Genomic DNA, 25,790 nt, shown 5'->3' on the forward strand with positions numbered 1-25,790 from the left:
CTGTCAGCGGTTGCCGCGCCGGCTCATGAAGGCCAGGCGCTCGAGCAGTTGTACATCCTGCTCGTTTTTCACCAGCGCACCGGCCAGCGGCGGGATGGCCTTGGTCGGGTCGCGTTCGCGCAGCACCGCTTCACCGATGTTGTCGGCCATCAGCAGCTTGAGCCAGTCGACCAGCTCGGAGGTGGACGGCTTTTTCTTCAGGCCCGGCACCTTGCGCACGTCGAAGAACACATCCAGCGCCTCGCTGACCAGCGACTGGCTGATGTTCGGGTAGTGCACGTCGACAATCTGCTGCAGGGTAGTGCGGTCGGGGAAGGCGATGTAGTGGAAGAAGCAGCGGCGCAGGAAGGCGTCCGGCAGCTCTTTTTCGTTGTTCGAGGTAATGATGATGATCGGACGCTGTCTGGCCTTGATGGTCTCGTCGATTTCGTAGACGTAGAACTCCATCTTGTCGAGTTCTTGCAGCAGGTCGTTGGGGAATTCGATATCGGCCTTGTCGATTTCGTCGATCAGCAGGATGACCCGCTCGTCGGCCTCGAAGGCCTCCCAGAGCTTGCCCTTTTTCAGGTAGTTGCGCACATCGTGCACCTTGTCCACGCCCAGCTGCGAATCACGCAGGCGGCTGACTGCGTCATACTCGTACAGCCCCTGGTGGGCCTTGGTGGTGGACTTGATGTGCCAGGTGATCAGGCGCGCACCGAACGAGGCTGCCAGCTGCTCGGCGAGCATGGTTTTGCCGGTGCCTGGTTCGCCCTTGACCAACAGCGGGCGTTCGAGGGTAATGGCCGCGTTTACCGCCAGTTTCAGGTCGTCTGTGGCGACGTAGTCGCGGGTGCCTTCGAACTTCATGGGGGGTGTCCTCTATTCAGGGCTTTGCGGGCCTCTTCGCGGGTAAACCCGCTCCTACGGGGTTGTAGGAGCGGGTTCACCCGCGAAGAGGCCCGAACAGGCAGCACATAATCCGGATTTGTTTCCGACTATAACGCGGGGCCAGTCGGCTGCAAACGCAGACCGGGCATTCAGTCCCTGAATGCCCCGTCACGTTCTCTCAGTCAGACTTCGGCGCTGGCTGCTCGTAGCGTGCATTGAACGCCTGGATAAACCCGTTGCGCAGGATCTGCAAGAACGCCTCGAAGGCACTGATATCCTGCTGGCGCACACTACCGCTGAGTTCCACCCGGGTGGCGAACTGGTTTTTCGGCTGGTTTTTCAGCACCGTCTCGGTCGCCCCCACCAAGGCCTCCCACACCGAGCGGAAGAAGCCCTTGTCCTTTTCCTCGACGTCCTGTTGCCAGTCGAACACGTCGACATCGCGCAGCAACGGTTTTATATAGCCGTTCAGCCGGCCGTTTTCTGCCTGGGCCTCGATGACCACGTCACCGTGCCCGGCATTGAAGTCGAATTTGCCGTAGGCGCTGGCAAAGTCATTCAGCTTGCGCAGCTCGATGCCGGTGGCGCGAAGCCTGAATTCGAAGTCATCGAAATCACTGAACGGGTCGAAGGTGGCACGGCTTTCTACCTTTGCATCCCCCGCTATGAGCGCCGTACCTTCGAAACTGGCATCGCGACGGCCTTTCTGGTCGCGCACATTGGTCAAGTTGTGGATGCTGGCATTCAACCGGGTGGCCTTGAGGTCGACCGGTGGTTTGGAATTGAAGTTGCGGAACGTCAGCACGCCATTGTCGATACGCACCTCGTTGAGGGTGATGGGCAGGAGTTTTTCCAGCTGTTGGCGCCAGTCGGTACCTTGGCCGGTCTGCGATGCCTGTTTGCTACCACCGTCGACAAAGTTCAGCTCGGGGTGCACGAAGGTCACCTCCGCCACCACTGCCTTGTCGTACCACAACGAACGCCAGCTCACCGAAAGGTCGATCAGTGGGGCGTCGAGAAGCGGTACGGGCACCTTGCCGGTGGTCTTGACGACCTTCAGCCCATTGATCTGATAGGCACCGCGCCACCAGGCCAGGTCCACATCGGTTACCTGGCCGCGGTAGTCACCCATGTCGGCCAGCTTGTCGTTGAGGTAGTCGCGCACCAGGTAGGGCAGGGCCAGGTGCAGCACCACCAGCAGTGCGATCAGGCTGGCCAGGCCGACCAGCGGCCAGCGATAGCGGGCTTTCATGAGGCGGTCTCCAAGGCGGGATGTGCGGTTGACCGCACCGCGGCGGGCTGAGTTCGAACAGGCTTTACGGGCCACCGCCGCAGGCTTACCCTTGAGGCATTTCCCTGCTTTTTCATGCCAAGGACCCCTGCCATGAGCCGTATCTTTGCAGACAACGCCCACTCCATCGGTAACACGCCGCTGGTGCAGATCAATCGCATCGCCCCGCGCGGCGTAACCATCCTGGCCAAGATCGAAGGGCGCAACCCGGGCTATTCGGTTAAATGCCGCATTGGCGCGAACATGGTCTGGGACGCGGAGAGCAGCGGCAAGCTCAAGCCGGGCATGACCATCGTCGAGCCCACCTCGGGCAACACCGGTATCGGCCTGGCCTTCGTCGCCGCTGCCCGCGGCTACAAGCTGATGTTGACCATGCCCGCCTCGATGAGCCTGGAGCGCCGCAAGGTGCTCAAGGCACTGGGCGCCGAACTGGTATTGACCGATCCGGCCAAGGGCATGAAGGGCGCCATCGAGAAGGCCAACGAAATCGTCGCCTCCGACCCGGAGCAGTACTTCCTGCCGGGCCAGTTCGAAAACCCGGCCAACCCGGCCATTCACGAAAAAACCACTGGCCCGGAGATCTGGAACGACACTGACGGCGCCATCGACGTGCTGGTGGCGGGCGTGGGCACTGGCGGCACCATCACCGGCGTGTCGCGTTACATCAAGCATACCCAGGGCAAGGCCATCCTGTCGGTGGCTGTGGAACCCGTGGCATCGCCACTGATCAGCCAGACCCTGGCCGGTGAAGAACTCAAGCCCAGCCCGCACAAAATCCAGGGCATCGGCGCCGGCTTCGTGCCGAAAAACCTCGACCTGTCGATCGTCGACCAAGTGGAGACGGTGACCGACGAAGAGTCCAAGGCCATGGCTATTCGCCTGATGCAGGAAGAGGGCATCCTTTGCGGTATTTCCTGCGGTGCGGCAATGGCGGCGGCGGTGCGCCTGGCCGAAAAACCGGAAATGCAGGGTAAGACCATCGTCGTAATCCTGCCCGATTCGGGCGAGCGATATTTGTCGAGCATGCTGTTCAGCGACATGTTCAGCGAGCAGGAAAACCAACAGTAATCGGCCTTGCCGCTGACTCGGCGCAACAATCGGCGGCCTGGTTTATTGCAGAATCTTCATGAATGCGATCCCGCCCGGGTTGTTTTTACCGCGGCGGGATCGGTTTATGATGGCAGGATGATTTTCTGGAGAGCAGGCAGCGCAGCCCTGGCTCTTCCCCAAGGAGTGAAAGCATGACCTTTTCCTTTGCAGCCAAGGCGGGTGTCTTGCTGGTGTTTTTCGGCAGCGTGCTGTTCGTGCACCTGCGCGGCAAGGCCCGCCTGCCGGTGTTGCGCCAGTTCGTCAACCATTCGGCGCTGTTCGCCCCCTACAACGCGTTGATGTACCTGTTTTCCGGCGTGCCGTCCAAGCCCTATCTGGACCGTCAGCGCTTCCCGGAGCTGGATGTGCTGAAGGACAACTGGCAGGAAATCCGCGAAGAGGCCATGCGCCTGTTCGACGAAGGCTATATCCGTGCTGCCGAGAAAGATAACGACGCCGGCTTCGGTTCGTTCTTCAAGAAGGGCTGGAAGCGCTTTTACCTGAAGTGGTACGACAAACCGTTGCCTTCGGCGCAAACCCTCTGCCCGCGCACTGTCGAGCTGGTCAGCAGCATCCCCAATGTCAAAGGCGCAATGTTTGCCCTGTTGCCCGGCGGCAGCCACCTGAACCCGCACCGTGACCCGTTCGCAGGCTCGCTGCGCTATCACCTGGGGCTGTCCACGCCGAACTCCGACGCATGCCGCATCTACGTGGATGGTGAGCAGTACGCTTGGCGTGATGGCGAAGACGTGATGTTCGACGAAACCTATGTGCATTGGGTCAAGAACGAAACCGACGTAACCCGCGTGATCCTGTTCTGCGACATCGAGCGCCCGCTGAGTAGCCCGCTGATGACGCGCATCAACCGTAAGGTCAGTGCCTTCCTCGGCCGCGCCACCGCGCCGCAGAACACCGATGAAGAGCGCGTGGGCGGGATCAACCAGGCGTACGCCTGGAGCAAGCGCTTCAGCAACAAGATCAGCAGCCATGTGAAGCAGTTCAAGCGCGCCAACCCCAAGGCTTACCGCGTGCTGCGGCCGGTACTGGCGGTGGTGGTGGCGTATCTGCTGTATCGCTGGTTGTTCTGATTTTTTGTAGTCTGTTCGGGCCTCTTCGCGGGGGCAAGCCCGCTTCCATAAGTGCATCACCCTCCTTGAAGGATGAGCAGAACCTTTGAAAGCAGGCTTGTGCCGCGAAGAATCACTCGCTATATTCCAGAACATTCACTCCTTCAAAGACCCCTGTCATGCCTGCCATCCCTTCCACCACATGCTTTGCCATCGCGCCAGTCGCGGGCATGGTCGTGCGTGGTAGCCAGCAGCCGGTCATGATCTGTCACTCCCCACCACCTGTCAGTGGCGTCGTAGGCGGCGTAGCCCCGCCTCATTGCGTGGTTGTGCTGGGCTGATCGGCTTCGTGCCGCAACCCTTCGCACGCGCAACCTACTGAACACGGTCGGCCACTTCTCACGTCGAAGCGCACGCCGTCCGTTTGGCTTATCTGCCTACTATCAGGTGGCAATTCATGTCTGTCTTTACCAAAGCGTCCGTGGCCTCTGCGGCCACTACCTGCCTGTTCGTCCTGCTGTGGAGCAGCGGGGCGATCGTCTCCAAACTGGGCCTGGCGCATGCCAGCCCGTTCGCCTTTCTGCTGTTGCGCTCGGCGCTGGCCCTGGCTGGCCTGTTGCTGATCGGCCCGATGCTAGGGTTGCGTTGGCCGTGTACTCGCGGGAGCATTCTGCGCGCCCTGGGTACAGGGTGTGTGCTGCTCGGTGCCTATCAGATCTTCTATCTGTTGGCGCTTGATACCCATGTCACCCCTGGTGTCATGGCGACGGTGATGGGCGTCCAACCGATCCTCACCGTGATGCTGATGGAGCGCCAGCGTTCCTGGAGCCGTTTGTTCGGCCTGGGTTTGGGGCTGGGCGGCTTGATCATGGTGGTCTACCAGGGCATCAACCTGGGCGGGTATCGCTGGGGGGGATGCTGTTCGCCCTGCTGGCGCTGGTCAGCATGACCTTTGGCTCGATCCTGCAGAAGCGCATTACCGACAACCCCATGGGCACACTGCCGCTGCAGTACCTGGCCGGCTTTGCCATGTGCGCGCTGTTCGCACCTTTGCAACCGCTCCATGTCGAGTGGACCGGCGGCTTCGTCGGTGCGCTGCTGTGGATGGGCCTGGTGGTCTCGCTGCTGGCAACCTTGCTGCTGTACCGGCTGATCGCCAAGGGCAATCTGGTCAATGTCACCAGCCTGTTCTACCTAGTGCCGGCAGTGACTGCAGTGATGGACTTGCTGATCTTCGGTAATCGCCTGGCGCCGCTAAGCTTGCTGGGCATGGGGCTGATCGTGGTTGGGCTGCTGTTCGTGTTTCGCAAGCCTGCCGCGCGCCTGGCGGAGGCGTAGGCCCTAGCGGAATTCTTCGGGGATGGCGTGGCGCAACACGCCTTCCTCGAAGTCCAGCAGGCCGGCTTCGCGCTGGGTGAGCAGGTAGTAGAGCAGGGTGTCGAGCGAGCGTTGCTGCGGGACCTCGACCGCCAACATCTTCACTGCTTGCTCGGTTTCACAGGCACAGCCGAAATCCAGCAATGCCGCGCGCACCTGGTCGAGGGTTTCCGGAGGTTTGACGACCACCCGGAACACCGAGCTACCGCTGCTGTGGCGCAGTTCTGCGAACCAGGTTTCGCCTTCTTCCTCGCGGGTGTCGATCACGTCGCCCGGGGCGATGCCATAGACATGGAAGGGTATGTTGTCGACGGCATAGCCGCCTTCCACGGCCTTGGCCCACAGCCCCTCGACCGAAGCCGGTGGGTAGCCGTTCTCGTCCTGCTCCAGGCGGAACAGGACCTTTTTGTACGCGCTGTTCATGCAGTACTCCGCTTCAGCTGCGCGCCGGGCGCAGCACCAGCCACAAGGCCAGGCCAATCAGCAGGCCGCCGTATAGGTGCGCCATCGACAACGGCTCGTTCAGCAGCCATGCCCCCCACAATACGCCGAATACCGGGATCAGGAACGTTACGGTGCTGGCTTTTACCGGGCCGATTTCTTCGAGCAGGCGGAAGTACAGGATGTAGGCAAAGGCGGTGCACAGCAAACCCAGCCCCAGTAACGACAACCACACCTCCCAGCCCCCCCAGCTGGCGGGCGGTTGGGTGAGTGCGCTCCAGCCGAACAGCGGGGTCAGCATCAGCGTGGCGCCGAGCATGCTGCCCAGCGCGGAAAGACGGCTGTCCAGGCCGCTGATCCAGCGGCGGGCGAGGAACCCGGCAAAGCCGTAGCAGGTGGTGGCCGCCAGGCAGGCGAGGGCGCCTTGCAGCAGGGCTATGTCCAGCGCCACCGGGCCGGCGCCGCTGAGGATGCCCACGCCGAACAGGCCAAGGAAGATGCCGCAGAGTTTGGCCAGGGTCATTGGCTCGCGGAAGAACAGTACGCCGACCAGCACGCCCATCAACGGGGTGGTGGCGTTGAAGATCGCCGAATAGCCGGCAGGCAGCACCTGGGCCGCCACCGAGTAGAAGGTGGCGGGGATGCCGGAGTTGATCATGCCCAGCACCAGGCACGCGCCGAGCTTACCCTGGAAGTCCCAGCGTACGCGGGCGGCGGCGAGTAGCACGATCAGGCCCAGGCAGGCGATGGACACCCGGAAGAACGCGGTCGGCACCGTGCCCAGTTCGGGAGCGATGATGCGCATGAACAGGAAACTCGCTCCCCAGACGGCGGCAAGGGTCAGCAGGCGGGCTAGGGCGATGGGGCTCACAACGGTCTCCGAAGGCAAGGCAGGGGCGCGAGTGTACGCCAGGGGGCGGGGGGATTCTTGTGCTTTCTTGCTGTGTAATTCCTCTCGGGCTGCGGGGTTCTGGGCAAGGCAGGTGCAACTACAGCTCGGGCCTTCAATGGCAGTAACCCATGAAGCCAAGGGCGGCTAAGCTCTGTACTCAATCCCAGCTCCGAGGCCCCACGCATGTCCCAGCCCTGGCCCGCTGTCGAAATCGCCCGGATGATTCTCGCCGGCTTCGACGACTACCGCGATCATTTCCAGCGCATCACCCTTGGTGCTCGCCAGCGCTTTGAGCAGGCGCGCTGGCAGGATATTCAGCAGGCCGCCGCCGCCCGCATCAATCTCTACGAAGAGAAAGTCGCCGAAGTCAACGGTTGGCTGCGCCAGGCCTTTGCCGCAGAGGTGCTGCTGGACGTGGAGCAGTGGCCGCTGGTGAAAAACGCCTATATCCACCTGATTGACCCCCGCCTGGACGACGAGCTGGCAGAGACCTGGTACAACTCGCTGTTTTGCAGCCTGTTCAGCCATGACCAGATCAGCGACGGCTGCATGTTCATCCACACCACCCGGCCTTCCATGCGCGGCCGCGAGCGCGCCGCGCAAACCCGTACCTATCGCCTTGACGGCAGTCTCAGGAACTTGCTGCGCGCGGTGTTCGCCGATTACCCGTTCGACATGCCGTACGGCGACCTGGAAGGCGACCTGACGCGGCTGGAAGAACAACTACGTGAATGCCTGCCCAACTGGGTGTGCAAGGACCCGGCGCTGGCCGTGGAATTGTTTGTACCCGTGCTTTACCGAAACAAGGGGGCCTATCTGGTCGGCCGCCTGTACAACAGCGATGAGCAGTGGCCGTTGGTGATCCCCTTGCTGCACCGCGAGGGCCACGGCATCGAGGCCGATGCATTGATCACCGACGAGGCCGAGGTGTCGATCATCTTTTCGTTCACCCGCTCTTACTTCATGGCCGATGTACCGGTGCCGGCCGAGTTCGTCAATTTCCTCAAGCGCATCCTTCCGGGCAAGCACATTGCCGAGCTATACACCTCGATCGGGTTCTACAAGCAGGGCAAGTCGGAGTTCTACCGCGCGCTGATCAACCACCTGGCCAGCAGTGATGACCGCTTTGTCATGGCGCCAGGGGTACGGGGCATGGTCATGAGCGTATTCACCTTGCCCGGCTTCAATACGGTGTTCAAGATCATCAAGGACCGCTTTTCGCCATCGAAAACCGTGGACCGCGCCACGGTGATCGACAAGTACCGGCTGGTGAAAAGCGTCGACCGGGTGGGCCGTATGGCCGACACCCAGGAGTTTGCCGATTTTCGCTTTCCGCGCAGCAAGTTCGAACCGGATTGCCTGGCCGAGTTGCTGGAGGTGGCACCGTCGACGGTGGCGCTGGAGGGCGATACGGTGCTGATCCGCCACTGTTGGACCGAGCGGCGCATGACGCCGTTGAACCTGTACCTGGAGCAGGCCACCGAGGGCCAGGTGCTGGAGGCACTGGAGGACTACGGCCTGGCCATCAAGCAGTTGGCGGCGGCGAATATCTTCCCCGGCGACATGCTGCTGAAGAACTTTGGCGTGACCCGCCATGGCCGGGTCGTGTTCTACGACTATGACGAAATCAGCTTCCTGACCGAGGTGAATTTCCGCCACATCCCGCCACCGCGTTACCCGGAGGACGAAATGTCGGGCGAGCCGTGGTACTCGATCGGGCCGCAGGATGTGTTCCCCGAAGAGTTTCCGCCGTTTCTGTTTGCCGATATGGGCCAGCGGCGGTTATTTAGCCGCTTGCATGGGGAACTGTATGACGCGGATTACTGGAAGGGGCTTCAGGCGGCGATACGTGAAGGGAAAGTGATCGATGTGTTTCCGTATCGGCGCAAGGCCCGGTGAATCAGGTCGAACAGGCCTGTCACCCCTTCAAACACTTCATCTCACTCAAATGAGTGCGCACCTTGCCCAACCGTTCCTGCAGGAACCGCCGCTGCTGCGGGGTGCTTTGCCGCACCAGGTCTACGAGCAGGTTGCGCGCTTGCTGCTCGGTATTCTGATACGCCGCCCGGTACTCGGGTGTCCACAAACTCTCCTTGCGCTGCAACAAGGTCGCCAGGCGCGGTTCGAAGCTGGAGTCGTTGCGCTGGTTCATCGCCAACAGCAATTGCTGCTGCCAGTGGGCGCGGTTGGCGATCCATTCACGGTTCTGGTCACCCAGCGCTTGAGACCAGGTCTGGATGCGTTGCTTCTGTACCGCAGTCAACTCGCCAAACCAGGGCGTCAGGCGTTTTTCCATGCGCTCGCTACGGCGGGCAATCTGCTTCGGCAAGGGCGTATCCACATACTGCTTCTGCCGCTCACTGATGTCTTCGCGGAAGGCTTCACGCATTTTCGCTACCTGGTCGTCGCTCATGCCACGCAGCAGTTCGGTGGCTGACGGGGTGATTTCCTCGGTCACCCGGCCAATCGCTTCACGGACGTCGTGGGTGCTTTGCTGCAGGGCCTGGTCGGTCACCCGGCCGGCGGCGACCATGCCACGTAGCCGGTCGAGCCAGTCGAGGTAGCCGGGCAGTTGAGTCTTGCAATGCCAGGCCAGGTGCTCGCGCAACCGATCATCCAGCAGCGCCCTCTGCTCGCGGTTCATGTCCAGGTAGTCACTCAGCGACCACGGCACCAGGCGGTCGAGGTTGCGATAGGCCAGGTCGATGCGGCTGCAGGCGGCCAAGGCCAGGGCGAAGCCGATGGCGATAAGCAGGGCTTTGGGCAGGCGTAGCGGCATGTGCTGTTCCTTCCTCAGGCTGGCCAGAAGGTAGATGCAAGTGCGGGCTGGCGGTTCCACTGCATGAGTGGTCGGGCCATGTGGTGGCTTCAGGTGTAGAATAGCCGCCTTGTCTTGAGGATCATCGGAAATGGCTCTGCTTGGGCGCTACAACAGTTTGCAAATCGTGAAACACGTGGACTTCGGTCTGTACCTGGACGGCGGCGCCGATGGCGAGATCCTGCTGCCCGGGCGCTATATCCCGAAAAACGCCGAGACCGAGGTCGATGACTGGTTGAACGTGTTCATCTACCTGGACAGCGAAGACCAGCTGATCGCCACCACCGAGAAGCCCAAGGTGCAGGTTGGCGAGTTTGCCAGCCTGAAGGTCAAGGACATCAACGGTGCCGGTATCTTCCTGGACTGGGGCCTGTCCAAGGACTTGCTGATGCCGTACTCGGAAGAGGCACGGCCGCTGAAGATTGGCGATTACTGCGTGGTGCACGTGTACCTCGACAAGCGCACCCGCCGGATCACTGCTACCTCGCGCCTGGACCGCTACCTCGATGTCACCCCGGCCGACTACAAGGTTGGTCAGCCGGTCGAGCTGCTGGTGGCCGGCGAAACGCCGATGGGCTTCAAGGCCATCATCAACAACCGCCACTGGGGCCTGATCCACAAGAACGAAGTGTTCAAGTTCTTGCGCTCGGGCATGCACGAGAAAGGCTTCATCAAGGAAGTGCGGCAGGACGGCAAGATTTCACTGAGCCTGCAGCCGGTAGGCGCTGCCCTGGCGGACACCCTTCAAGAGCAGATCATGGCGCGCCTGGAAGCCGAGGGCGGGGTGTTGGGTGTGTGCGACAAGAGTGACCCTGCGCTGATCAGCAAGCTGTTCAACGTCAGCAAGGGCAACTTCAAGAAGGCCATTGGCGGGTTGTTCAAGCAGGGCCTGATCGTCATCCATGACGATCGTATCGAGAAAGCCTGACCGCGTTACGCCTGTACGAAGTTACGGAAGTCCAACTGCTCGCCACCCGGACGGGTGTCGCGCAGCAGCGAGTCACGGTCGGCGCTGAGGGCCAGGCTGATGGTGGAGCGGCGCTTGCCAGGCTTGCGCACTTCCATCTGCTCCAGGTGGGCCTTGAGGAAATTGGTGGGCACCTTCAGGTGCTGCAGCTCATCGCTTTCTGGCGTGTGCAGCAGCAGGTTGACCCAGTCGGCCTGGCCTTTGCCCAGCAGTGCCACTGGCACTTCGAACCACCACAGGTTGCGTTTGTTGTCCAGGATGGCGAACAGCGTATTGCTGCTGGTCAGCACCGGGCGGGCCAGTGCTTCGTTGCGCCGGGCGATGGCGGCGGGTTTGTCGAGTTTCATGCAGGTTCCTGCGGGTTGACGCTATGAAGGCCTGCATTGTGAGGGGTGGCACGGGGCGGGGCAAGGTTTGTAACTTGCGGTGCCTGTGCGGGCCTCTTCACCGGCTTGTGCGGTATTCGCCCGTATTCTTACCGTCCGGCTTCTGAGCGGGAAATCCGTTGAAACTCCTGGCGAAGGCGTTGGGTCCACCTAATGTCGACACGGTTCACGTGTCTCCATTTGCAGGAGTTTTGCCATGAGCGGTACTAAAGACAAAGCGAAAGGCTTGGCCAACGAAGCGATCGGCAACGTGAAACAGGGTGTTGGCAAGGTGACCGACAACGACAAGCTGCGGGCCGAAGGCAAGGCGCAGGAGCTGAAAGGCGAGGCGCAACAGATCAAGGGCAATGTGAAGGATGCGGTGAAGAAGCCTTGACTTGAGACGGCCTGTGCCGGCCTCTTCGAGGACGAACCCGCGAAGAGGCCGGCACTATACGTAAGCAAATTCTTCAACCACGGCCGGGAGCAGCACAGCACGGGCAGGGTCTATTAGACTTGTCTGTTGTAACGATCAAGCGGCGAAAGGAGACGCTATGATTTTCCCCGACCTGCGCGGCTTGCCCCTGCACCGCGTGCTGGTACGCACCGTCAAGGAATTCCTCGACGATGAGATGTCCACCTATGCTTCAGCGCTGGCCTACCAGGCGCTGTTCTCGCTGTTCCCCTTCCTGTTGTTCTTGATTGCCCTGATCGGTTTCCTGCACCTGCCGGACTTTTTCTCCTGGCTGCGTCTGCAATCGGAACTGGTATTGCCGCCCCAGGCGCTGGAGCAGGTGAATCCGGTGATCGACCAGTTGCAACAATCCAAGGGTGGACTGCTGTCGGTGGGTATCGTGATCGCCCTGTGGACCGCCTCCGCTGGCGTGCGCTTGATGATGAGCGCCATGAACGCCGCTTACGATGTGCCCGAAGGTCGCCCGGTGTGGAAGCGTATCCCGCTTTCCATTTTCTACACTGTGGGCCTGGCTGGCATGCTGCTGGCGGCCGCAGCACTGATGGTGCTGGGCCCCCAGGTGATGGAATGGATCGCCGCCCAGATCGGCATGCAGGAGTTCATCGTCACACTGTGGACCATCCTGCGCTGGCCGGTGATCATCATTCTGCTGATGGTGGCAGTGGCCCTGATCTATTACGTGATGCCTGATGTGAAACAGCAGTTTCGCTTCATCACCCCTGGCTCGGTGCTGGCGGTGGTGGTGTGGATCGTGGCCTCACTGGGCTTTGCCTACTACGTGAAGACCTTTGCCGATTACAACGCCATGTACGGCAGCATTGGTGCAATCATCGTGCTGTTGCTGTATTTCTATATTTCGGCCGCCGTGTTGTTGCTCGGCGCCGAAATGAATGCGGTGATCGAGCACATGTCAGCCGAAGGCAAGAACCCGGGCGAGAAAGACTTCGAAGAAGTTAAGCCCAAGGAAACCTTGACTGTACTGGGTCACGAGCACCCGAACCCGAGCAAGCCTCATAGCGTCGAGCCGAACCCCTGATGATCCGTGACATTCTCAAGATGGGCGATGAACGCCTGCTGCGCATCGCACCGCCAGTGCCCGAGCACATGCTTGGCAGTGCCGAACTGCAGCAGTTGATCGACGACATGTTCGAAACCATGCGTCACGTAGGCGGTGTGGGCCTGGCCGCCCCGCAGGTCGGCATCGACCTGCAGTTGGTGATCTTCGGCTTCGAGCGCAGCGAGCGATACCCCGATGCCGAGGCGGTGCCGCAGACCATTCTGCTGAATCCGGTCATCACCCTGACCTCCAGCGAGGTCGAGGACGGCTGGGAGGGTTGCCTGTCGGTGCCTGGCCTGCGCGGCGTGGTGCCGCGCTTCAAGCATATCGGCTACCAAGGCATCGACCCCCACGGCAACCCGATCAGCCGCTTTGCCGATGGCTTCCATGCGCGGGTGGTGCAACACGAGTGCGACCACCTGATTGGCCGGCTATACCCCTCGCGCATCCAGGACTTCGCCAGGTTCGGCTACACCGACGTGTTGTTCCCCGGGCTCGAGGTCAGCGAGGACTGACCTCGCTGCAGGGCTACCAGGCGTTTGTTGCGCTGATAGCGTTGCAGGCGGCTGGCCAGAGCTTCTGGCAGCTGTTGGGCCAGGTCGAAGCCCAGGCGCTGGTAGAAGGGCGTCAGCTCGGGATGACAGAACAGCCAGACAGGCCCGCCAAGTTGCGCCAGCGCTGCCTCGACCAACCGCGCGGCCACCCCTTGGCTGCGTCGCTGCGGGTCGACGAACAGGCCGGTCAGCCAGAACCCCTCACTCACCGCACTCAAGCTCAGCCCGGCGATGATGCCAGGCGCCCGCGCTACCCACAGTTCGGCGTCGCTTGCAGCGCGCATGCGTGAGCTGTGCTGGCGGTAGAAGTGGTCCAGCAAACGGCGTTCTGTGTCCGAAAGCTTCGAACAGGACAATTGTTCAGAAATGGTGAGTCCTACCCTGAAACGTGGCCAGAGGCTCTGGCCTGATGATTTGCGGCCACGTTGTCGCAGATTGTTGCAAAACCGGCAAGGGTGAATATCCGACTCCGGGGTTCAACTATTGCTGGCCGGGAGTAGAATTTTGTTCATCCCCCCTGGCAGTACGAAGCGGGATCGGTACTTCGTGCCATCTAGACCATAGATGACAACTTCTCCGCGCCGGATACGGCAATAGAAGTCAATCGATCAGCTTGAACGCGCAAAAGGCAAAACCACATGAAACCATTACTGATTCTTGCATTGGTCGGTATGTCCTCGTTCGCCCTCGCCGATGAGGCCAAACCCGTTTCCAGCGAGCCTGTGGCTCAGCAGTACGACTACTCGATGAACCTGGACATCAAGCGGGTGATCAACCTGTCGACCATCCCCAATGTCTGCGAAGTGGTACCTGCGACCATGACCTATGAAGACCATCAGGGCCAGGTGCACACCATTCAGTACCGGGCCATGGGTGAAGGTTGCCAGCAGGGGTGATAGATAGGTAGTGCGATGAAAGTTGCTGCTGGCTTCCATGTGATCGCCGCAGCATTTTCACCGCCCGTGGGATCGAGCGCCGCCCGCGCGGCGCATCGCGAGCAAGCTCGCTCCTACATTTGTTTCGGGCCAGTATTGCCTGTGCCTACGCGCGCGACCGCCTTGTTTGCTCCACCCGATATCGAGGAGGACGCCAAAGGGCCGCGCGCTTCTGCCTCAGGAATAACTGGCCCGAAACAAATGTAGGAGCGAGCTTGCTCGCGATGCGCCGCGCGGGCGGCGCTCGATCTCCCAGGCGCCCAATCACCGAGAACATTCACCGAGAACATTCCCCAGGCAGTCCCTGATGCACGCTCTCAGCTGCCCCCCGTCAAAATATTCTCCTCCACTGTCGATTTCCCCTCCCTCAGTTCGACCATAAGTGAAGGCACGCACGCAGTGTGCCAAAACACCCTGTCCTGTCGGAGGACCCCCGATGAGCACCGCAGCCGAAACCGAAATCCGCCAATTGATCGAGCGCTGGATGCAAGCCGTGCGCGATCGCGACATCCCGGGCATCATCGCCCCCTACGCCGACGATATTGTCGCCTTCGATGCCATCCAGGCCCTGCAATTCAAAGGCAAGCCCGCCTACACGGCGCACTGGGAAATGTGCATGGGCATGTGCACGGGCCCCATGGTCTTCGAACTTGCCCAACTTACCGTGCACACCGCTGACGATCTGGCCCTGGCCCATTGGCTGAACCGCTGCGGCCCGGGCGATGACGAAAGCCAGTGCGGCTTCATGCGCGCCACGGTGGGCTATCGTCGTCAAGGCGGCCAGTGGCAGGTAATCCACGAACACTGGTCGGCGCCTTTCGACATGGAAACGCAAAAAGCCCTGTTCGATCTCAAGCCCTGAGCCGTTATCGCCAAACGCACTTTGCCAAATGCCCTGGAGGCGACCATGAAATACCTGTGCCTGGTCTATTGTGACGAGGGGCTGTTGCACAGCCTGCCCGACAGCCCGGCAGACGCCGAATGCATGGCCTACGCCGAAGCCATTCACGGTTCCGGGCGAATGCTGGCGGCCGAGGCGCTGAAGTCGGTGCAGACTGCCACCACGGTGCGCATGCGCAACGGGCAGATGAGCCTGACCGATGGCCCGTTTGCCGAAACCAAGGAGCAACTGGCCGGCTTTTACCTGGTGGAGGCCCGCGACCTCAACGAAGCGCTGAGTATCGCCAAGGGTATCCCTGCCGCGCGGGTCGGCAGTGTCGAGGTGCGACCAGTGCGCGAGCTGCAACCCTGACAGCCAAGGAGAACAATCAGCATGAGCCTTGCACCCATTGCGCAAGCGCAACACGAGTTGTCCATCAGCCGCCTGATCGACGCACCACCGGCCAAGGTATTCCGCGCCTGGACCGAACCCCAGTGGCTGATGCAGTGGTGGGGGCCGCACGGCATGACCACCCCGGAATGTGAAATGCAGCTGTGGGCCGGTGGCCTGTTTCGCACCCTGATGCGGGCGCCGGATGGCAGCGAGTACCCGAACCAGGGCGTTTTTCTGGAAATTGCCGCGCCACGCCGGCTGGTGTTCACCGATGCCTTCGGCCCCGGTTGGGTACCGTCGAACAAGGCCTTCATGACCGCCGTGATCAGCTTTGACGAGGAACAGGGCAAAACCCGTTACACGGCCCGTGCCTGGCACTGGAATGCCACTGACTGCCAGGCTCATGAAGAAATGGGCTTCTACCAAGGCTGGGGAGAAAGCCTGGACCGCCTGGTGGAGGTGGTGACCCAGCGGATGCCCGACTGATGACAGCTCTGGCCCAGGTGCGTGCAGAAGTAGAGGCCGTATACCGGCAGGAATCGCGGCGCATCCTGGCGACACTGATCCGCTTGCTGGGTGATTTCGACCTGGCCGAGGAGGCCATGCATGATGCCTTCTTCGTTGCCGTCGAACGCTGGCAACGCGACGGCATCCCCGGCAACCCGCGAGCGTGGCTGGTCTCTGTCGGGCGCTTCAAGGCCATCGATGCGCTGCGCCGGCGCGCCCGCTTCGACCGCTCCCAGGCTGACTTGAGCATGCTGCTGGAGGGCCAGGCGCAGGACCCCAGTGAAGAAGAACTGCTGGCGGATGACCGCCTGCGGCTGATCTTCACCTGTTGCCATCCGGCCCTGTCGCCCGACGCTCAGGTGCCATTGACCCTTCGCGAAGTCTGCGACCTGACCACCGAGCAGATCGCCCGCGCCTTTCTGCAAAGCCCGACAACCATCGCCCAGCGCATCGTGCGCGCCAAGGCCAAGATCCGTGACGCCGGCATACCGTACCAGGTACCAGAGCTGAATGAGCTGCCTGAGCGCCTGGAAAGCGTGTTGCGGGTGATCTACCTGGTGTTCAACGAGGGCTATTCGGCGTCATCGGGCGAGACCCTGCTGCAGCAGGCGCTGAGTGATGAAGCCATTCGCCTGGCGCGGTTGCTGGTGCAGTTGCTGCCCGACCCGGAGGCGGTCGGCCTGCTGGCGTTGATGTTGCTGCAGGCGTCCCGGCAACGGGCGCGAATCGATGGCCAAGGCAATCTGGTGGTTCTGGAGCAGCAGGATCGTAGCCTGTGGGACCGGCAGTTCATTGCCGAAGGCTGTGAACTGGTGCGCCAGGCCCTGCAGAGCCGTGCATTCGGGGCCTATACCATCCAGGCGGCGATTGCTGCTGTGCATGCCGAGGCGGCGACGGCTGAAGAAACGGACTGGGGGGAGATCGTCGGGCTGTATGACGTATTGCAGCGGTATTGGCCATCAGCGGTGGTGGAGCTGAACCGGGCGGTGGCGCTGGCGAAGCGGGATGGGCCGGAGGTTGGCTTGCGGGAAGTCGAAGGGATCCTGGCGCGGGGGGAGTTGCTGGACTATCACCTGGCACATGCGGCGCGCGCCGAGTTGCATTGCCAGCTGGGGCAGGTGGAAGCGGCGCGTGCGGCCTGGCAGCAGGCGCTGGCCTTGACACGGCAGGCGCCAGAACGGCGGCATATCGAGCGGCGCTTGCAGGCTATCGAATGATGTGGGGTGTGCCGGCTCTTTGCGGGCCAGCCCATAACCCACAGGATGCCCGCTAAATCAACGAATTAGCGGGTTACCCAGGAGAGCAGCCTTGAAGAAGGTGCTGGCTGCATCACACTTCAGCTAGCCACAAAGTTCGGCGGCGACACCAGCTCGACGGTCTGCTGCTTGCGCGGCGCCAGGATCTCGGCTTCACCCGCGACCACCAGCTCGTCGTTCTGGTTGTACACGTTGGTGGCGATGCGCACCTTGAACTTGGGCAGCTTCTCGAGGATTTCCAGGCGCACGGTCAGGGTGTCGCCAATTTTCACCGGCTTCTGGAAGCTCATCTGCTGGCCCAGGTAGATGGTGCCAGGGCCAGGCAGTGTGCAGGCCACTGCAGCACTGATCAGCGCGCCGCTGAACATGCCGTGGGCAATACGTTCGCGGAACATGCTCTTGGCGGCGAACTCGGCATCCAGGTGAACCGGGTTGTGGTCACCGGACATCGCAGCGAACAGCTGGATGTCGCGTTCTTCAACGGACTTCTTGTACTCGGCCTTCTGGCCTACTTCGAGGGCTTCGTAAGGCGTGTTGGTGACCTGGGACATCGATGCTTCCTTAAGCGTTGGGCGAGGGCGGCTATCATTCACTGCGTGCAGGGCGGCCAAGGGCCAGCGCCTGTTCAAGCCAGCCGAGAATGTCGGCGATGACCTCGCCACGGTTGGTTTCGTTGAGTACTTCATGCCGCGCCTCCGGATAGACGCGCAGCTGTACATGTCGGTTGCCGGTCGCGCGCAGGGCGTCGGCCAGGTGGGTGAGACGCTTCCCGACACTGACCGGATCACATTCACCGCCGATCACCAGCATCGGCAGGTTGGGATCGATTTGCGCGAGGTTACCCGGCTGACTGATCTGCGCCAAGCCTTGTAGCAGGTCGAGCCACAACTGGTTGGTGCAGCGAAAGCCACATAACGGGTCGTTCACGTACTGATCGACCTCGTCCGGGTCGCGGCTGAGCCAGTCGAATGCCGTGCGGTTGGGCTTGAAGGCGTTGTTGAACGAACCGAAGGACAACCATTCGATCAGTGCACTCTTGCCCAGTGGCCCCTGGCGCCAGGACTCCAGCCGGGCAATCAGCCGCGCAAAGCGGTACAGCACGGCCGGTTGGTAGTTGGAGCCGCTGAGGATGGCCCCGTGCAGGCTGCCACTGTGATGCAGCAGGTAGGCCTGGGCGATGTAGCTGCCCATGCTGTGGCCGAACAGGAACAGCGGCGTGCACGGGTACTGCTGGCCGATGTGCTGGGCCACACATCCCAGGTCGTTGACTACGGCATTCCAGCCATGATGTCGGGCGAACAGGCCGAGGCTGCCCAATTCGGCAGTGCGCCCGTGGCCACGCTGATCGGCTGCGAACAGCGCAAAGCCGGCCTCGCTCAGGGCCTGGCCCAGGCGCTGGTAGCGCCCGGCATGCTCGGCCATGCCATGGGCCAGCAGCACCACGGCCTTCACCGGTGTGGCCGGCAGCCATTGGTGTACGTACAGGCTGCAGTGCTCACTGGCGGGCAGCCAGAAGGCGTCGTGGGGCATGGCGGGTCCTTGTGCGCGCGGTTACCCGAACAGTGTATGCACAACCGGCCGGATTGCAGGAGGGGCACAAATAAGATTCACAATGTTAATGGCGGCACTTGGCGTATATGCCACCTTGGGCTTACCTGCTAACGTCGGATCAACGCCTTTTCGCCAGCAGGCGATCAGGTAAAGGACTAAAGGACGCAGTGCAGGTCCAGGCAGAGGAACAATAATAAATGCAAGCCGACTTCTGGAATGACAAGCGCCCGGCGGGCGTGCCTTCCACCATCGACATCAATGCCTACGCCTCGGTCGTCGAGGTGTTCGAACGCTCCTGCAAGCGCTTTGCGGACCGCCCGGCGTTCAGCAACCTGGGCGTGACCCTCAGCTACGCGGAACTGGAGCGCCATTCGGCTGCCTTCGCTGCCTGGTTGCAGCAGCACACAGATCTCAAACCGGGTGAGCGCATCGCCGTGCAGATGCCCAACGTGCTGCAGTACCCCATCGCCGTATTCGGTGCCATGCGCGCCGGGCTGATCGTGGTCAACACCAATCCGCTGTACACCGAGCGCGAGATGCGCCACCAATTCAAGGACAGCGGCGCGCGTGCGCTGGTGTACCTGAACATGTTCGGCAAGCGCGTGCAGGAGGTACTACCCGATACCGGTATCGAGTACCTGATCGAGGCAAAGATGGGCGACCTGCTGCCGACCGCCAAGGGCTGGCTGGTCAACACCGTGGTCGACAAGTTGAAGAAGATGGTGCCAGCTTACCAGTTGCCTCAAGCAGTGCCGTTCAAACAGGTGCTGCGCGAGGGCCGCGGGCTGTCGCCCAAACCGGTGTCGCTGAACCTCGATGACATCGCTGTGCTGCAGTACACCGGCGGCACCACTGGCCTGGCCAAGGGCGCCATGCTCACCCACGGCAACCTGGTGGCCAACATGCTGCAGGTGCTGGCCTGCTTCTCGCAGCACGGCCCCGATGGGCAGAAGCTGCTGAAGGACGGCCAGGAGGTGATGATCGCGCCGCTGCCGCTGTATCACATCTATGCCTTCACCGCGAATTGCATGTGCATGATGGTGACCGGCAACCATAATGTGCTGATCACCAACCCGCGGGATATTCCCGGCTTCATCAAGGAGCTGGGCAAATGGCGTTTCTCTGGCTTGCTGGGCCTCAATACCCTGTTTGTCGCACTGATGGACCACCCGGGCTTCCGTCAACTGGACTTCTCGGCGCTGAAGGTCACCAACTCTGGTGGCACAGCGCTGGTCAAAGCGACCGCCGAGCGTTGGGAAGACCTTACCGGGTGTCGCATCGTTGAAGGCTACGGCCTGACAGAAACCTCGCCGGTAGCCAGCACCAACCCTTACGGCCAGCTGGCGCGTCTGGGGACAGTGGGTATCCCCGTGGCGGGTACTGCGTTCAAGGTCATCGATGATGACGGCAACGAACTGCCGCTGGGCGAGCGGGGCGAACTTTGCATCAAAGGCCCGCAGGTCATGAAGGGGTACTGGCATCAGCCCGAGGCAACGGCCCAGGCACTGGATGCAGACGGCTGGTTCAAGACCGGTGATATCGCGGTGATCGACCCGGACGGCTTCACCCGCATCGTCGACCGCAAGAAGGACATGATCATCGTCTCGGGCTTCAACGTGTACCCCAACGAAATCGAGGATGTGGTGATGGGGCATCCCAAGGTCGCCAACTGTGCGGCTATCGGCGTGCCGGACGAGCGTTCAGGCGAGGCGGTCAAGCTGTTCGTGGTACCGCGCGAGGGCGGGGTGAGCATTGATGAGCTGAAAGCCTACTGCAAGGCCAACCTCACCGGCTACAAGGTCCCCAAGCACATTGTGCTGCGCGAGTCGTTGCCGATGACGCCGGTGGGCAAGATTTTGCGGCGTGAGTTGCGCGACATAGCGTGATACCAGGATGGCTTCTTCGCGGGTAAACCCGCTCCTACACCGCCCAATGTAGGAGCGGGTTTACCCGCGAATGCCTTAAACCGCTCTAACAGGCTCTATACAGCCTTATCTGCGACATTTTGGATAATTACTCTAAAAATGACCTGTATTGTTCATTGAGTCATTTTTGTGACCGTAAGGCCTGTTTTGGCCTCTAGGCGACCCCAGGCAAAGCTGTTACTCTCGGCCCGCTTCCAGATGATCCGGTTTGCAACGAACCGTCATCTCATATCAATAATAAGCGCATCGACGCGTGAATCGAACTTCGCTGTTGCTGAAGGAGTGGGCTTCCATGATCGAAAATTTTTGGAAGGATAAGTACCCAGCCGGGATTACGGCGGAAATCAATCCTGACGAATTCCCCAATATCCAGGCGGTACTCAAGCAATCCTGCCAACGCTTTGCCGACAAACCGGCCTTTAGCAACCTGGGCAAGACTATCACTTATGGCGAGTTGTATGCGTTGTCGGGGGCGTTTGCCGCCTGGCTACAGCAGCATACCGACCTCAAGCCGGGTGACCGCATTGCCGTGCAATTGCCCAATGTCCTGCAATACCCGGTCGCGGTCTTCGGTGCCATGCGTGCCGGGCTGATCGTGGTCAACACCAACCCGCTGTACACCGCGCGGGAGATGGAACACCAGTTCAACGACTCTGGTGCCAAGGCCCTGGTGTGCCTGGCCAACATGGCTCACCTGGCCGAGAAGGTGGTGCCTAAAACCCAGGTCAGGCACGTTATCGTCACCGAAGTGGCCGACCTGCTGCCGCCACTCAAGCGCCTGTTGATCAACAGCGTGATCAAGTATGTGAAGAAGATGGTGCCGGCCTACAGCCTGCCGCAGGCCGTGCGTTTCAATGACGCCCTGGCGCTGGGCAAGGGCCAGCCAGTGACCGAGGCCAACCCGCAGGCCAACGACGTGGCGGTGCTGCAATACACCGGCGGTACCACCGGCGTGGCCAAGGGCGCCATGCTGACTCACCGCAACCTGGTGGCCAACATGCTGCAGTGCCGGGCACTGATGGGCGCCAACCTGCACGAAGGCTGCGAAATCCTCATCACCCCGCTGCCGCTGTACCACATCTATGCGTTTACATTCCATTGCATGGCGATGATGCTGATCGGCAACCACAACGTGTTGATCAGCAACCCGCGAGACCTGCCGGCGATGGTCAAGGAACTGGGCAAGTGGAAGTTCAGCGGCTTTGTCGGCCTCAACACCCTGTTCGTTGCCCTGTGCAACAACGAGGCATTCCGTGCCCTGGATTTCTCGGCGCTGAAGATCACCCTGTCGGGCGGCATGGCCCTGCAGTTGAGTGTGGCTGAGCGCTGGAAGGCCGTTACCGGTTGTGCCATCTGCGAAGGCTACGGCATGACCGAAACCAGCCCGGTGGCGGCAGTGAACCCATCGGAAGCGAACCAGGTGGGTACTATCGGTATTCCGGTGCCGTCGACCCAGTGCAAGATCATCGACGACGCCGGCAATGAGCTGCCGCTTGGCGAAGTGGGCGAACTGTGCGTCAAGGGCCCGCAGGTGATGAAGGGCTACTGGCAGCGTGAAGACGCCACGGCCGAGATTCTCGACAGCGAAGGCTGGCTGAAGACCGGTGACATCGCCCTGATACAGGCGGATGGCTACATGCGCATCGTCGACCGCAAGAAAGACATGATTCTGGTCTCGGGCTTCAACGTGTACCCCAACGAGCTGGAAGACGTGTTGGCGGCCTTGCCGGGCGTGCTGCAGTGCGCGGCCATTGGTGTGCCGGACGAGAAGTCGGGTGAAGTGATCAAGGTCTTCATCGTGGTCAAGCCGGGCATGACCGTGACCAAGGAGCAGGTGATGGAGCACATGCGTGCCAACGTTACCGGCTACAAGGTACCGCGCCAGATCGAGTTCCGCGATTCGCTGCCAACCACCAACGTGGGCAAGATCCTGCGCCGCGAACTGCGTGATGAAGAGCTCAAGAAGCAAGGTTTGAAGAAGATCGCCTGACCATAAACCTGCACGCTCAGTGTGGGAGCCTTGCGAAAGGGCCGCGAAGCGGCCCTGGGGTTTCGGCGGCGATGCAACAATGGCTGGGGGCGCTTTGCGCCCCTTTCGCGACACAAGGCCCCACAATAAGATGCGGCGCCGTCTTCAGACATTGTGAGCCCCCGTAGGAGCGGGTTTACCCGCGAATACGGTAGTTGCGACAACGGTGAACGGCGGGTGGGGATCGGTCAGCAGGGCCGGCCCTTTCGCGGGTAAACCCGCTCCTACATCCGCGCAACTCAGCGCAGCTTCTCGAGCATCTGGTAGTACCACATCCCCGCCGCCAGCAGCGGATTCCCCAGCAAGTCCCCCATCGGCACGCGCACATGCTTGCACTGGGCAAAGGTGTCGAACTTCTCCAGCGTCCCGGTCAACGCTTCGGCCATGATCTCACCCATGATGTGGCTGGTGGCGATGCCGTGCCCTGAGTAACCCTGGCAGTACCACACGTTGTCCGACAGCTTGCCCAGCTGCGGGATGCGGTTGACCACGATGCCCATGGCGCAGCTCCACTGGAATTCGATCGGCACCCCCTTCAATGCCGGGAAGGTGCGTTCGATGCAGGGGCGCAATTCGCCTTCGATGTCGCGTGAATCCTTGCCGGAGTAGTTGGCGCCGCCGCCGAACAGCAGGCGTTTGTCGGCTGTCAGGCGATAGTAGTCGAGGACGAAGCGGCAGTCGTATACCGCCAGGTCCTGTGGGTTGATCTGCTCGGCCAGCTCACCCAGGGGCGCGGTGGTGACGATACCGCCCATGGCCGGGAAGATCTTGCCCTTGAGCTGGCGCTTTTCCAGCTTGTGATACACATCACCAGCCAACATCACCTGGCGTGCTTCCACCCGGCCGTGGGCGGTAACCACCGCCGGGCGCGGGCCATGGACGATGTCCAGTACTTCGGAATTTTCGAATATCAGTGCACCCAGGCCATGTGCGGCACGGGCTTCGCCCAGGCACAGGTTGAGTGGGTGCAGGTGCAGGTTGCGCAGGTTCTTCAACGCGCCCAGATAAAGCGGGCTTTGCAGATGCTCCGCCACTGCAGAGCGGTCGAGCAGTTGCACCTGCTCGCCCATGCCACGGCGCCGTGCCTCGGCCTCGAACGCACGCAGCTCGTTCATGTGCGAAGGCTTCATGGCTGCATGCAGGTGGCCACGCTTGAGGTCGCAATCGATGCCATAGCGCGCCACGCGCTGCTCGATCACCTGGTGCCCGCGCCAGCGCAAGTGCCAGATGAAATCGTCGACTTCGGCGCCCAGGTGGTTGCGCATCTGCGCGCGCATGGCCTCGTCGCCCGACAGGCTGCCGGTGACCTGGCCACCGTTGCGCCCGCTGGCACCCCAGCCGATGCGGTTGGTTTCGACGATGGCGACCTTCAGGCCGCGCTCGGCCAGTTCCACTGCCGTGGCCACGCCCGTAAAGCCACCGCCGATGATCGCCACATCCACCTGCACTGTGCCCTTGAGTTGCGGGTACTCGCTGTGGTCGTTGAGGGTGGCGCTGTAATAGGACGGCGCGCGCTGCGCCGGGCCGTTGTTCAATGCTGCGTTCATGGGTGTTCCTTGTTATGTAGGGGCTCAGGCCTGGTGCAGGTACCAGCGCCAGTCCTGTTCGCTGACTTCGGCCATGAACTGGCGGTACTCGGCGCGCTTGACCTTCAGGTACACGCCAAGGAAGTCTTCGCCCAATGCTTCACGGGCCCAATCGGATTGTTGCAGGGCGTCGAGGGCGGTCAGCCAGTCGGTGGGCAAGTGTTCGGTGGCCTGGGCATAGCCGTTGCCTTCAACGGGGGCGCCTGGGTCAAGCTGTTCGCGGATGCCCCGGTGGCTGGCAGCAAGGATCGCCGCTGCAGCCAGGTAAGGGTTGGCATCAGCGCCGCAGATGCGGTGCTCCACATGCCGGCTGTTGGCCGGGCCACCCGGCACGCGTAGGCTCACGGTGCGGTTGTCCACGCCCCAGGTTGGCGCCAGGGGCGCATAGCTGTTGGCCTGGAAACGGCGGTACGAGTTGGCGTTGGGGCAGAACAGCAACAGCGAGTCGCGCAGGTGGCGCAGCATGCCGGCCACGGCCTGGCGCAGCAGCGGGGTGCCGGCCTTGTCTTCGCTGGCGAACAGGTTGTTGCCGTCGCTGTCGGCCAGGCTCAGGTGCATGTGCATGCCGGTGCCGGCCAGTTGGGCGAATGGCTTGGCCATGAAGCAGGCCTGCATGCCGTGGGCATGGGCCACACCTTTAACCAGGCGCTTGTAGCGCACCGCCTGGTCCATCGCCTGCAGCGCATCGCCATGCTCCAGGGTGATTTCCACCTGGCCGGGGGCGTACTCGGAAATGGCCGTGCGCGCCGGGATGCCTTGGGCCTTGCAGGCAGCGTAGAGGTCGGCGAGGAACGGTTCGATCTGCTCCAGTTCGCGCAGGCCATAGACCTGGGTGCTGCGGGGGCGGCCGCCATCGTTGTCCAGCGCCGGTTGTGGGCGGCCTTGGGCATCACGCTGCTGGTCAAGCAGGTAGAACTCCAGCTCGCAGGCCATCACCGGGTGATAACCGTCAGCCTTCAGCGCTTCGATGGTGCGCAGCAGCACATGGCGTGGGTCAGCGATGCTGGCGGGCAGGCCCTCCTTGGGGTGCATGCTCACCTGCACTGCGGCGGTTGGCACCCGGCGCCAGGGCAGGCGCACCAGGCTGCCGTCAAGCGGGTAGGCACGGCAGTCGATATCGCCGACATCCCACACCAGGCCGGAGTTTTCCACGTCGTCGCCATTGAGGGTCAGGCCAAGGATGGTGCTGGGCAGTGGCCGGCCGGTCTGGTACACGGCCAGCAGTTCCTCGCGGTGCAACAGTTTGCCGCGTGGCACGCCGTTGGCGTCGAGGATGAACAGTTCAAACAACTCGATATCGGGGTTGTCGGCCAGAAAACGGGTAGCCTGCTCTACAGGGGCAAAGTGCATGATCAATTCGCTCATGGGCGCGCAGGGCCACCGCGCAAGCAGGCGGCCCGGATGAGTCAAACGGCCAGAAGGTGGCCGGGTTTGGTCACAATGGCGTGAGCGAGGTGTCCGGTGG

General features: G+C 61.8%; 25 protein-coding genes and 1 pseudogene. 15 read left to right on the forward strand and 11 right to left on the reverse strand.

Going from position 1 to position 25,790, the window contains the following annotated elements; translation table 11 throughout:
- Window positions 1-3 precede the first annotated feature (3 nt).
- Both INQ47_RS16030 and INQ47_RS16035 read right to left on the reverse strand, forming a co-directional pair.
- Complete coding sequence (locus tag INQ47_RS16030; RefSeq protein WP_016488585.1) at window positions 4-849, reverse strand: MoxR family ATPase; 846 nt, start codon at window positions 847-849, stop codon at window positions 4-6.
- A 199-nt stretch (window positions 850-1,048) separates the two neighbouring features.
- A complete protein-coding gene (locus INQ47_RS16035; RefSeq protein WP_252461627.1) occupies window positions 1,049-2,122 on the reverse strand; it encodes a DUF748 domain-containing protein in 1,074 nt (357 codons plus the stop codon).
- Between the two features lie 132 nt (window positions 2,123-2,254).
- Here INQ47_RS16035 and cysK point away from each other — a divergent pair, with 132 nt between their 5' ends.
- The 3 genes and pseudogenes from cysK (at window position 2,255) to INQ47_RS16050 (ending at window position 5,655) form a co-directional block, all read left to right on the forward strand.
- Complete coding sequence (cysK, locus tag INQ47_RS16040; RefSeq protein ID WP_252461626.1) at window positions 2,255-3,229, forward strand: cysteine synthase A; 975 nt, start codon at window positions 2,255-2,257, stop codon at window positions 3,227-3,229.
- A gap of 173 nt (window positions 3,230-3,402) precedes the next feature.
- Complete coding sequence (locus INQ47_RS16045; protein ID WP_101196526.1) at window positions 3,403-4,338, forward strand: aspartyl/asparaginyl beta-hydroxylase domain-containing protein; 936 nt, start codon at window positions 3,403-3,405, stop codon at window positions 4,336-4,338.
- Between the two features lie 436 nt (window positions 4,339-4,774).
- Window positions 4,775-5,655: pseudogene (locus INQ47_RS16050) on the forward strand (DMT family transporter).
- A 3-nt stretch (window positions 5,656-5,658) separates the two neighbouring features.
- Here the strand turns inward: INQ47_RS16050 and INQ47_RS16055 are convergent.
- Both INQ47_RS16055 and INQ47_RS16060 read right to left on the reverse strand, forming a co-directional pair.
- Window positions 5,659-6,117 (reverse strand): DUF4265 domain-containing protein, encoded by a 459-nt coding sequence (locus INQ47_RS16055; protein ID WP_404702091.1) that lies wholly within the window; start codon window positions 6,115-6,117, stop codon window positions 5,659-5,661.
- A gap of 13 nt (window positions 6,118-6,130) precedes the next feature.
- Complete coding sequence (locus INQ47_RS16060; RefSeq protein ID WP_404702092.1) at window positions 6,131-7,006, reverse strand: DMT family transporter; 876 nt, start codon at window positions 7,004-7,006, stop codon at window positions 6,131-6,133.
- Between the two features lie 204 nt (window positions 7,007-7,210).
- Between INQ47_RS16060 and aceK the strand changes: the two genes are divergently transcribed.
- The gene (gene aceK / locus INQ47_RS16065) at window positions 7,211-8,926 is read left to right on the forward strand and encodes a bifunctional isocitrate dehydrogenase kinase/phosphatase (protein ID WP_252461622.1); all 1,716 of its coding nucleotides are present in this window, start codon (window positions 7,211-7,213) and stop codon (window positions 8,924-8,926) included.
- 19 nt (window positions 8,927-8,945) lie between these two features.
- On the opposite strand, the gene INQ47_RS16070 is transcribed toward aceK, so the two are convergent.
- Window positions 8,946-9,806 (reverse strand): DUF6279 family lipoprotein, encoded by an 861-nt coding sequence (locus INQ47_RS16070; RefSeq protein ID WP_252461621.1) that lies wholly within the window; start codon window positions 9,804-9,806, stop codon window positions 8,946-8,948.
- Between the two features lie 130 nt (window positions 9,807-9,936).
- Here INQ47_RS16070 and INQ47_RS16075 point away from each other — a divergent pair, with 130 nt between their 5' ends.
- Complete coding sequence (locus INQ47_RS16075; RefSeq protein WP_010955234.1) at window positions 9,937-10,773, forward strand: S1 RNA-binding domain-containing protein; 837 nt, start codon at window positions 9,937-9,939, stop codon at window positions 10,771-10,773.
- 5 nt (window positions 10,774-10,778) lie between these two features.
- Here the strand turns inward: INQ47_RS16075 and INQ47_RS16080 are convergent, their stop codons facing one another.
- The gene (locus tag INQ47_RS16080) at window positions 10,779-11,159 is read right to left on the reverse strand and encodes a hypothetical protein (RefSeq protein ID WP_003254641.1); all 381 of its coding nucleotides are present in this window, start codon (window positions 11,157-11,159) and stop codon (window positions 10,779-10,781) included.
- 235 nt (window positions 11,160-11,394) lie between these two features.
- On the opposite strand from INQ47_RS16080, the gene INQ47_RS16085 reads away from it, so the two are divergent.
- From INQ47_RS16085 to def, 3 genes are all read left to right on the forward strand, one after another.
- Window positions 11,395-11,574, forward strand: coding sequence for a CsbD family protein (locus INQ47_RS16085; protein ID WP_003254639.1), 180 nt, complete (start codon window positions 11,395-11,397; stop codon window positions 11,572-11,574).
- A 157-nt stretch (window positions 11,575-11,731) separates the two neighbouring features.
- The gene (locus INQ47_RS16090) at window positions 11,732-12,688 is read left to right on the forward strand and encodes a YihY/virulence factor BrkB family protein (RefSeq protein ID WP_404702093.1); all 957 of its coding nucleotides are present in this window, start codon (window positions 11,732-11,734) and stop codon (window positions 12,686-12,688) included.
- Entirely contained in the window at window positions 12,688-13,224 is a 537-nt protein-coding gene (gene def / locus INQ47_RS16095; protein WP_404702094.1) for a peptide deformylase, read from the forward strand. The genes INQ47_RS16090 and def overlap by 1 nt, the downstream gene beginning before the upstream one ends.
- Here def and INQ47_RS16100 read toward each other — a convergent pair.
- Entirely contained in the window at window positions 13,179-13,583 is a 405-nt protein-coding gene (locus INQ47_RS16100; protein WP_404702095.1) for a GNAT family N-acetyltransferase, read from the reverse strand. The two genes, def and INQ47_RS16100, sit on opposite strands and share 46 nt — an antisense overlap.
- A 318-nt stretch (window positions 13,584-13,901) precedes the next feature.
- Between INQ47_RS16100 and INQ47_RS16105 the strand changes: the two genes are divergently transcribed.
- The 5 genes from INQ47_RS16105 (at window position 13,902) to INQ47_RS16125 (ending at window position 17,195) form a co-directional block, all read left to right on the forward strand.
- The gene (locus tag INQ47_RS16105) at window positions 13,902-14,159 is read left to right on the forward strand and encodes a DUF2790 domain-containing protein (RefSeq protein WP_003254632.1); all 258 of its coding nucleotides are present in this window, start codon (window positions 13,902-13,904) and stop codon (window positions 14,157-14,159) included.
- A 475-nt stretch (window positions 14,160-14,634) separates the two neighbouring features.
- Window positions 14,635-15,060, forward strand: a complete 426-nt coding sequence (locus tag INQ47_RS16110) for a nuclear transport factor 2 family protein (RefSeq protein ID WP_252461618.1) — start codon at window positions 14,635-14,637, stop codon at window positions 15,058-15,060.
- 45 nt (window positions 15,061-15,105) lie between these two features.
- Window positions 15,106-15,450 (forward strand): YciI family protein, encoded by a 345-nt coding sequence (locus INQ47_RS16115; protein ID WP_252461617.1) that lies wholly within the window; start codon window positions 15,106-15,108, stop codon window positions 15,448-15,450.
- A 21-nt stretch (window positions 15,451-15,471) separates the two neighbouring features.
- A complete protein-coding gene (locus INQ47_RS16120) occupies window positions 15,472-15,957 on the forward strand; it encodes an SRPBCC family protein (RefSeq protein ID WP_252461616.1) in 486 nt (161 codons plus the stop codon).
- Entirely contained in the window at window positions 15,957-17,195 is a 1,239-nt protein-coding gene (locus INQ47_RS16125) for an RNA polymerase sigma factor (RefSeq protein WP_404702096.1), read from the forward strand. The genes INQ47_RS16120 and INQ47_RS16125 overlap by 1 nt, the downstream gene beginning before the upstream one ends.
- Before the next feature lie 119 nt (window positions 17,196-17,314).
- Here the strand turns inward: INQ47_RS16125 and INQ47_RS16130 are convergent, their stop codons facing one another.
- Window positions 17,315-17,785 (reverse strand): MaoC family dehydratase, encoded by a 471-nt coding sequence (locus INQ47_RS16130; protein ID WP_003254624.1) that lies wholly within the window; start codon window positions 17,783-17,785, stop codon window positions 17,315-17,317.
- Window positions 17,786-17,819: 34 nt separating this feature from the next.
- Complete coding sequence (locus INQ47_RS16135) at window positions 17,820-18,764, reverse strand: lysophospholipase (RefSeq protein WP_404702097.1); 945 nt, start codon at window positions 18,762-18,764, stop codon at window positions 17,820-17,822.
- A 218-nt stretch (window positions 18,765-18,982) separates the two neighbouring features.
- Between INQ47_RS16135 and fadD2 the strand changes: the two genes are divergently transcribed.
- Together fadD2 and fadD1 are read left to right on the forward strand one after the other, a co-directional pair.
- Window positions 18,983-20,671: a long-chain-fatty-acid--CoA ligase FadD2 gene (gene fadD2 / locus INQ47_RS16140; protein ID WP_404702098.1), complete on the forward strand. Its 1,689-nt coding sequence runs from the start codon at window positions 18,983-18,985 to the stop codon at window positions 20,669-20,671.
- 331 nt (window positions 20,672-21,002) lie between these two features.
- Window positions 21,003-22,700 carry a long-chain-fatty-acid--CoA ligase FadD1 gene (gene fadD1, locus INQ47_RS16145; RefSeq protein ID WP_404702099.1) on the forward strand — a complete coding sequence of 566 codons (1,698 nt, stop codon included), beginning with the start codon at window positions 21,003-21,005 and terminating at the stop codon, window positions 22,698-22,700.
- 278 nt (window positions 22,701-22,978) lie between these two features.
- Here the strand turns inward: fadD1 and INQ47_RS16150 are convergent, their stop codons facing one another.
- Both INQ47_RS16150 and INQ47_RS16155 read right to left on the reverse strand, forming a co-directional pair.
- Complete coding sequence (locus INQ47_RS16150) at window positions 22,979-24,286, reverse strand: FAD-binding oxidoreductase (RefSeq protein WP_021783406.1); 1,308 nt, start codon at window positions 24,284-24,286, stop codon at window positions 22,979-22,981.
- Window positions 24,287-24,310: 24 nt separating this feature from the next.
- Window positions 24,311-25,675: a glutamine synthetase family protein gene (locus INQ47_RS16155; protein WP_209969891.1), complete on the reverse strand. Its 1,365-nt coding sequence runs from the start codon at window positions 25,673-25,675 to the stop codon at window positions 24,311-24,313.
- Between the last annotated feature and the right edge of the window lie 115 nt (window positions 25,676-25,790).

It is taken from the genome of Pseudomonas sp. 3HC3, from assembly GCF_044904505.1.
GTDB classification, from domain to species: Bacteria; Pseudomonadota; Gammaproteobacteria; order Pseudomonadales; family Pseudomonadaceae; genus Aquipseudomonas; species Aquipseudomonas putida_Y.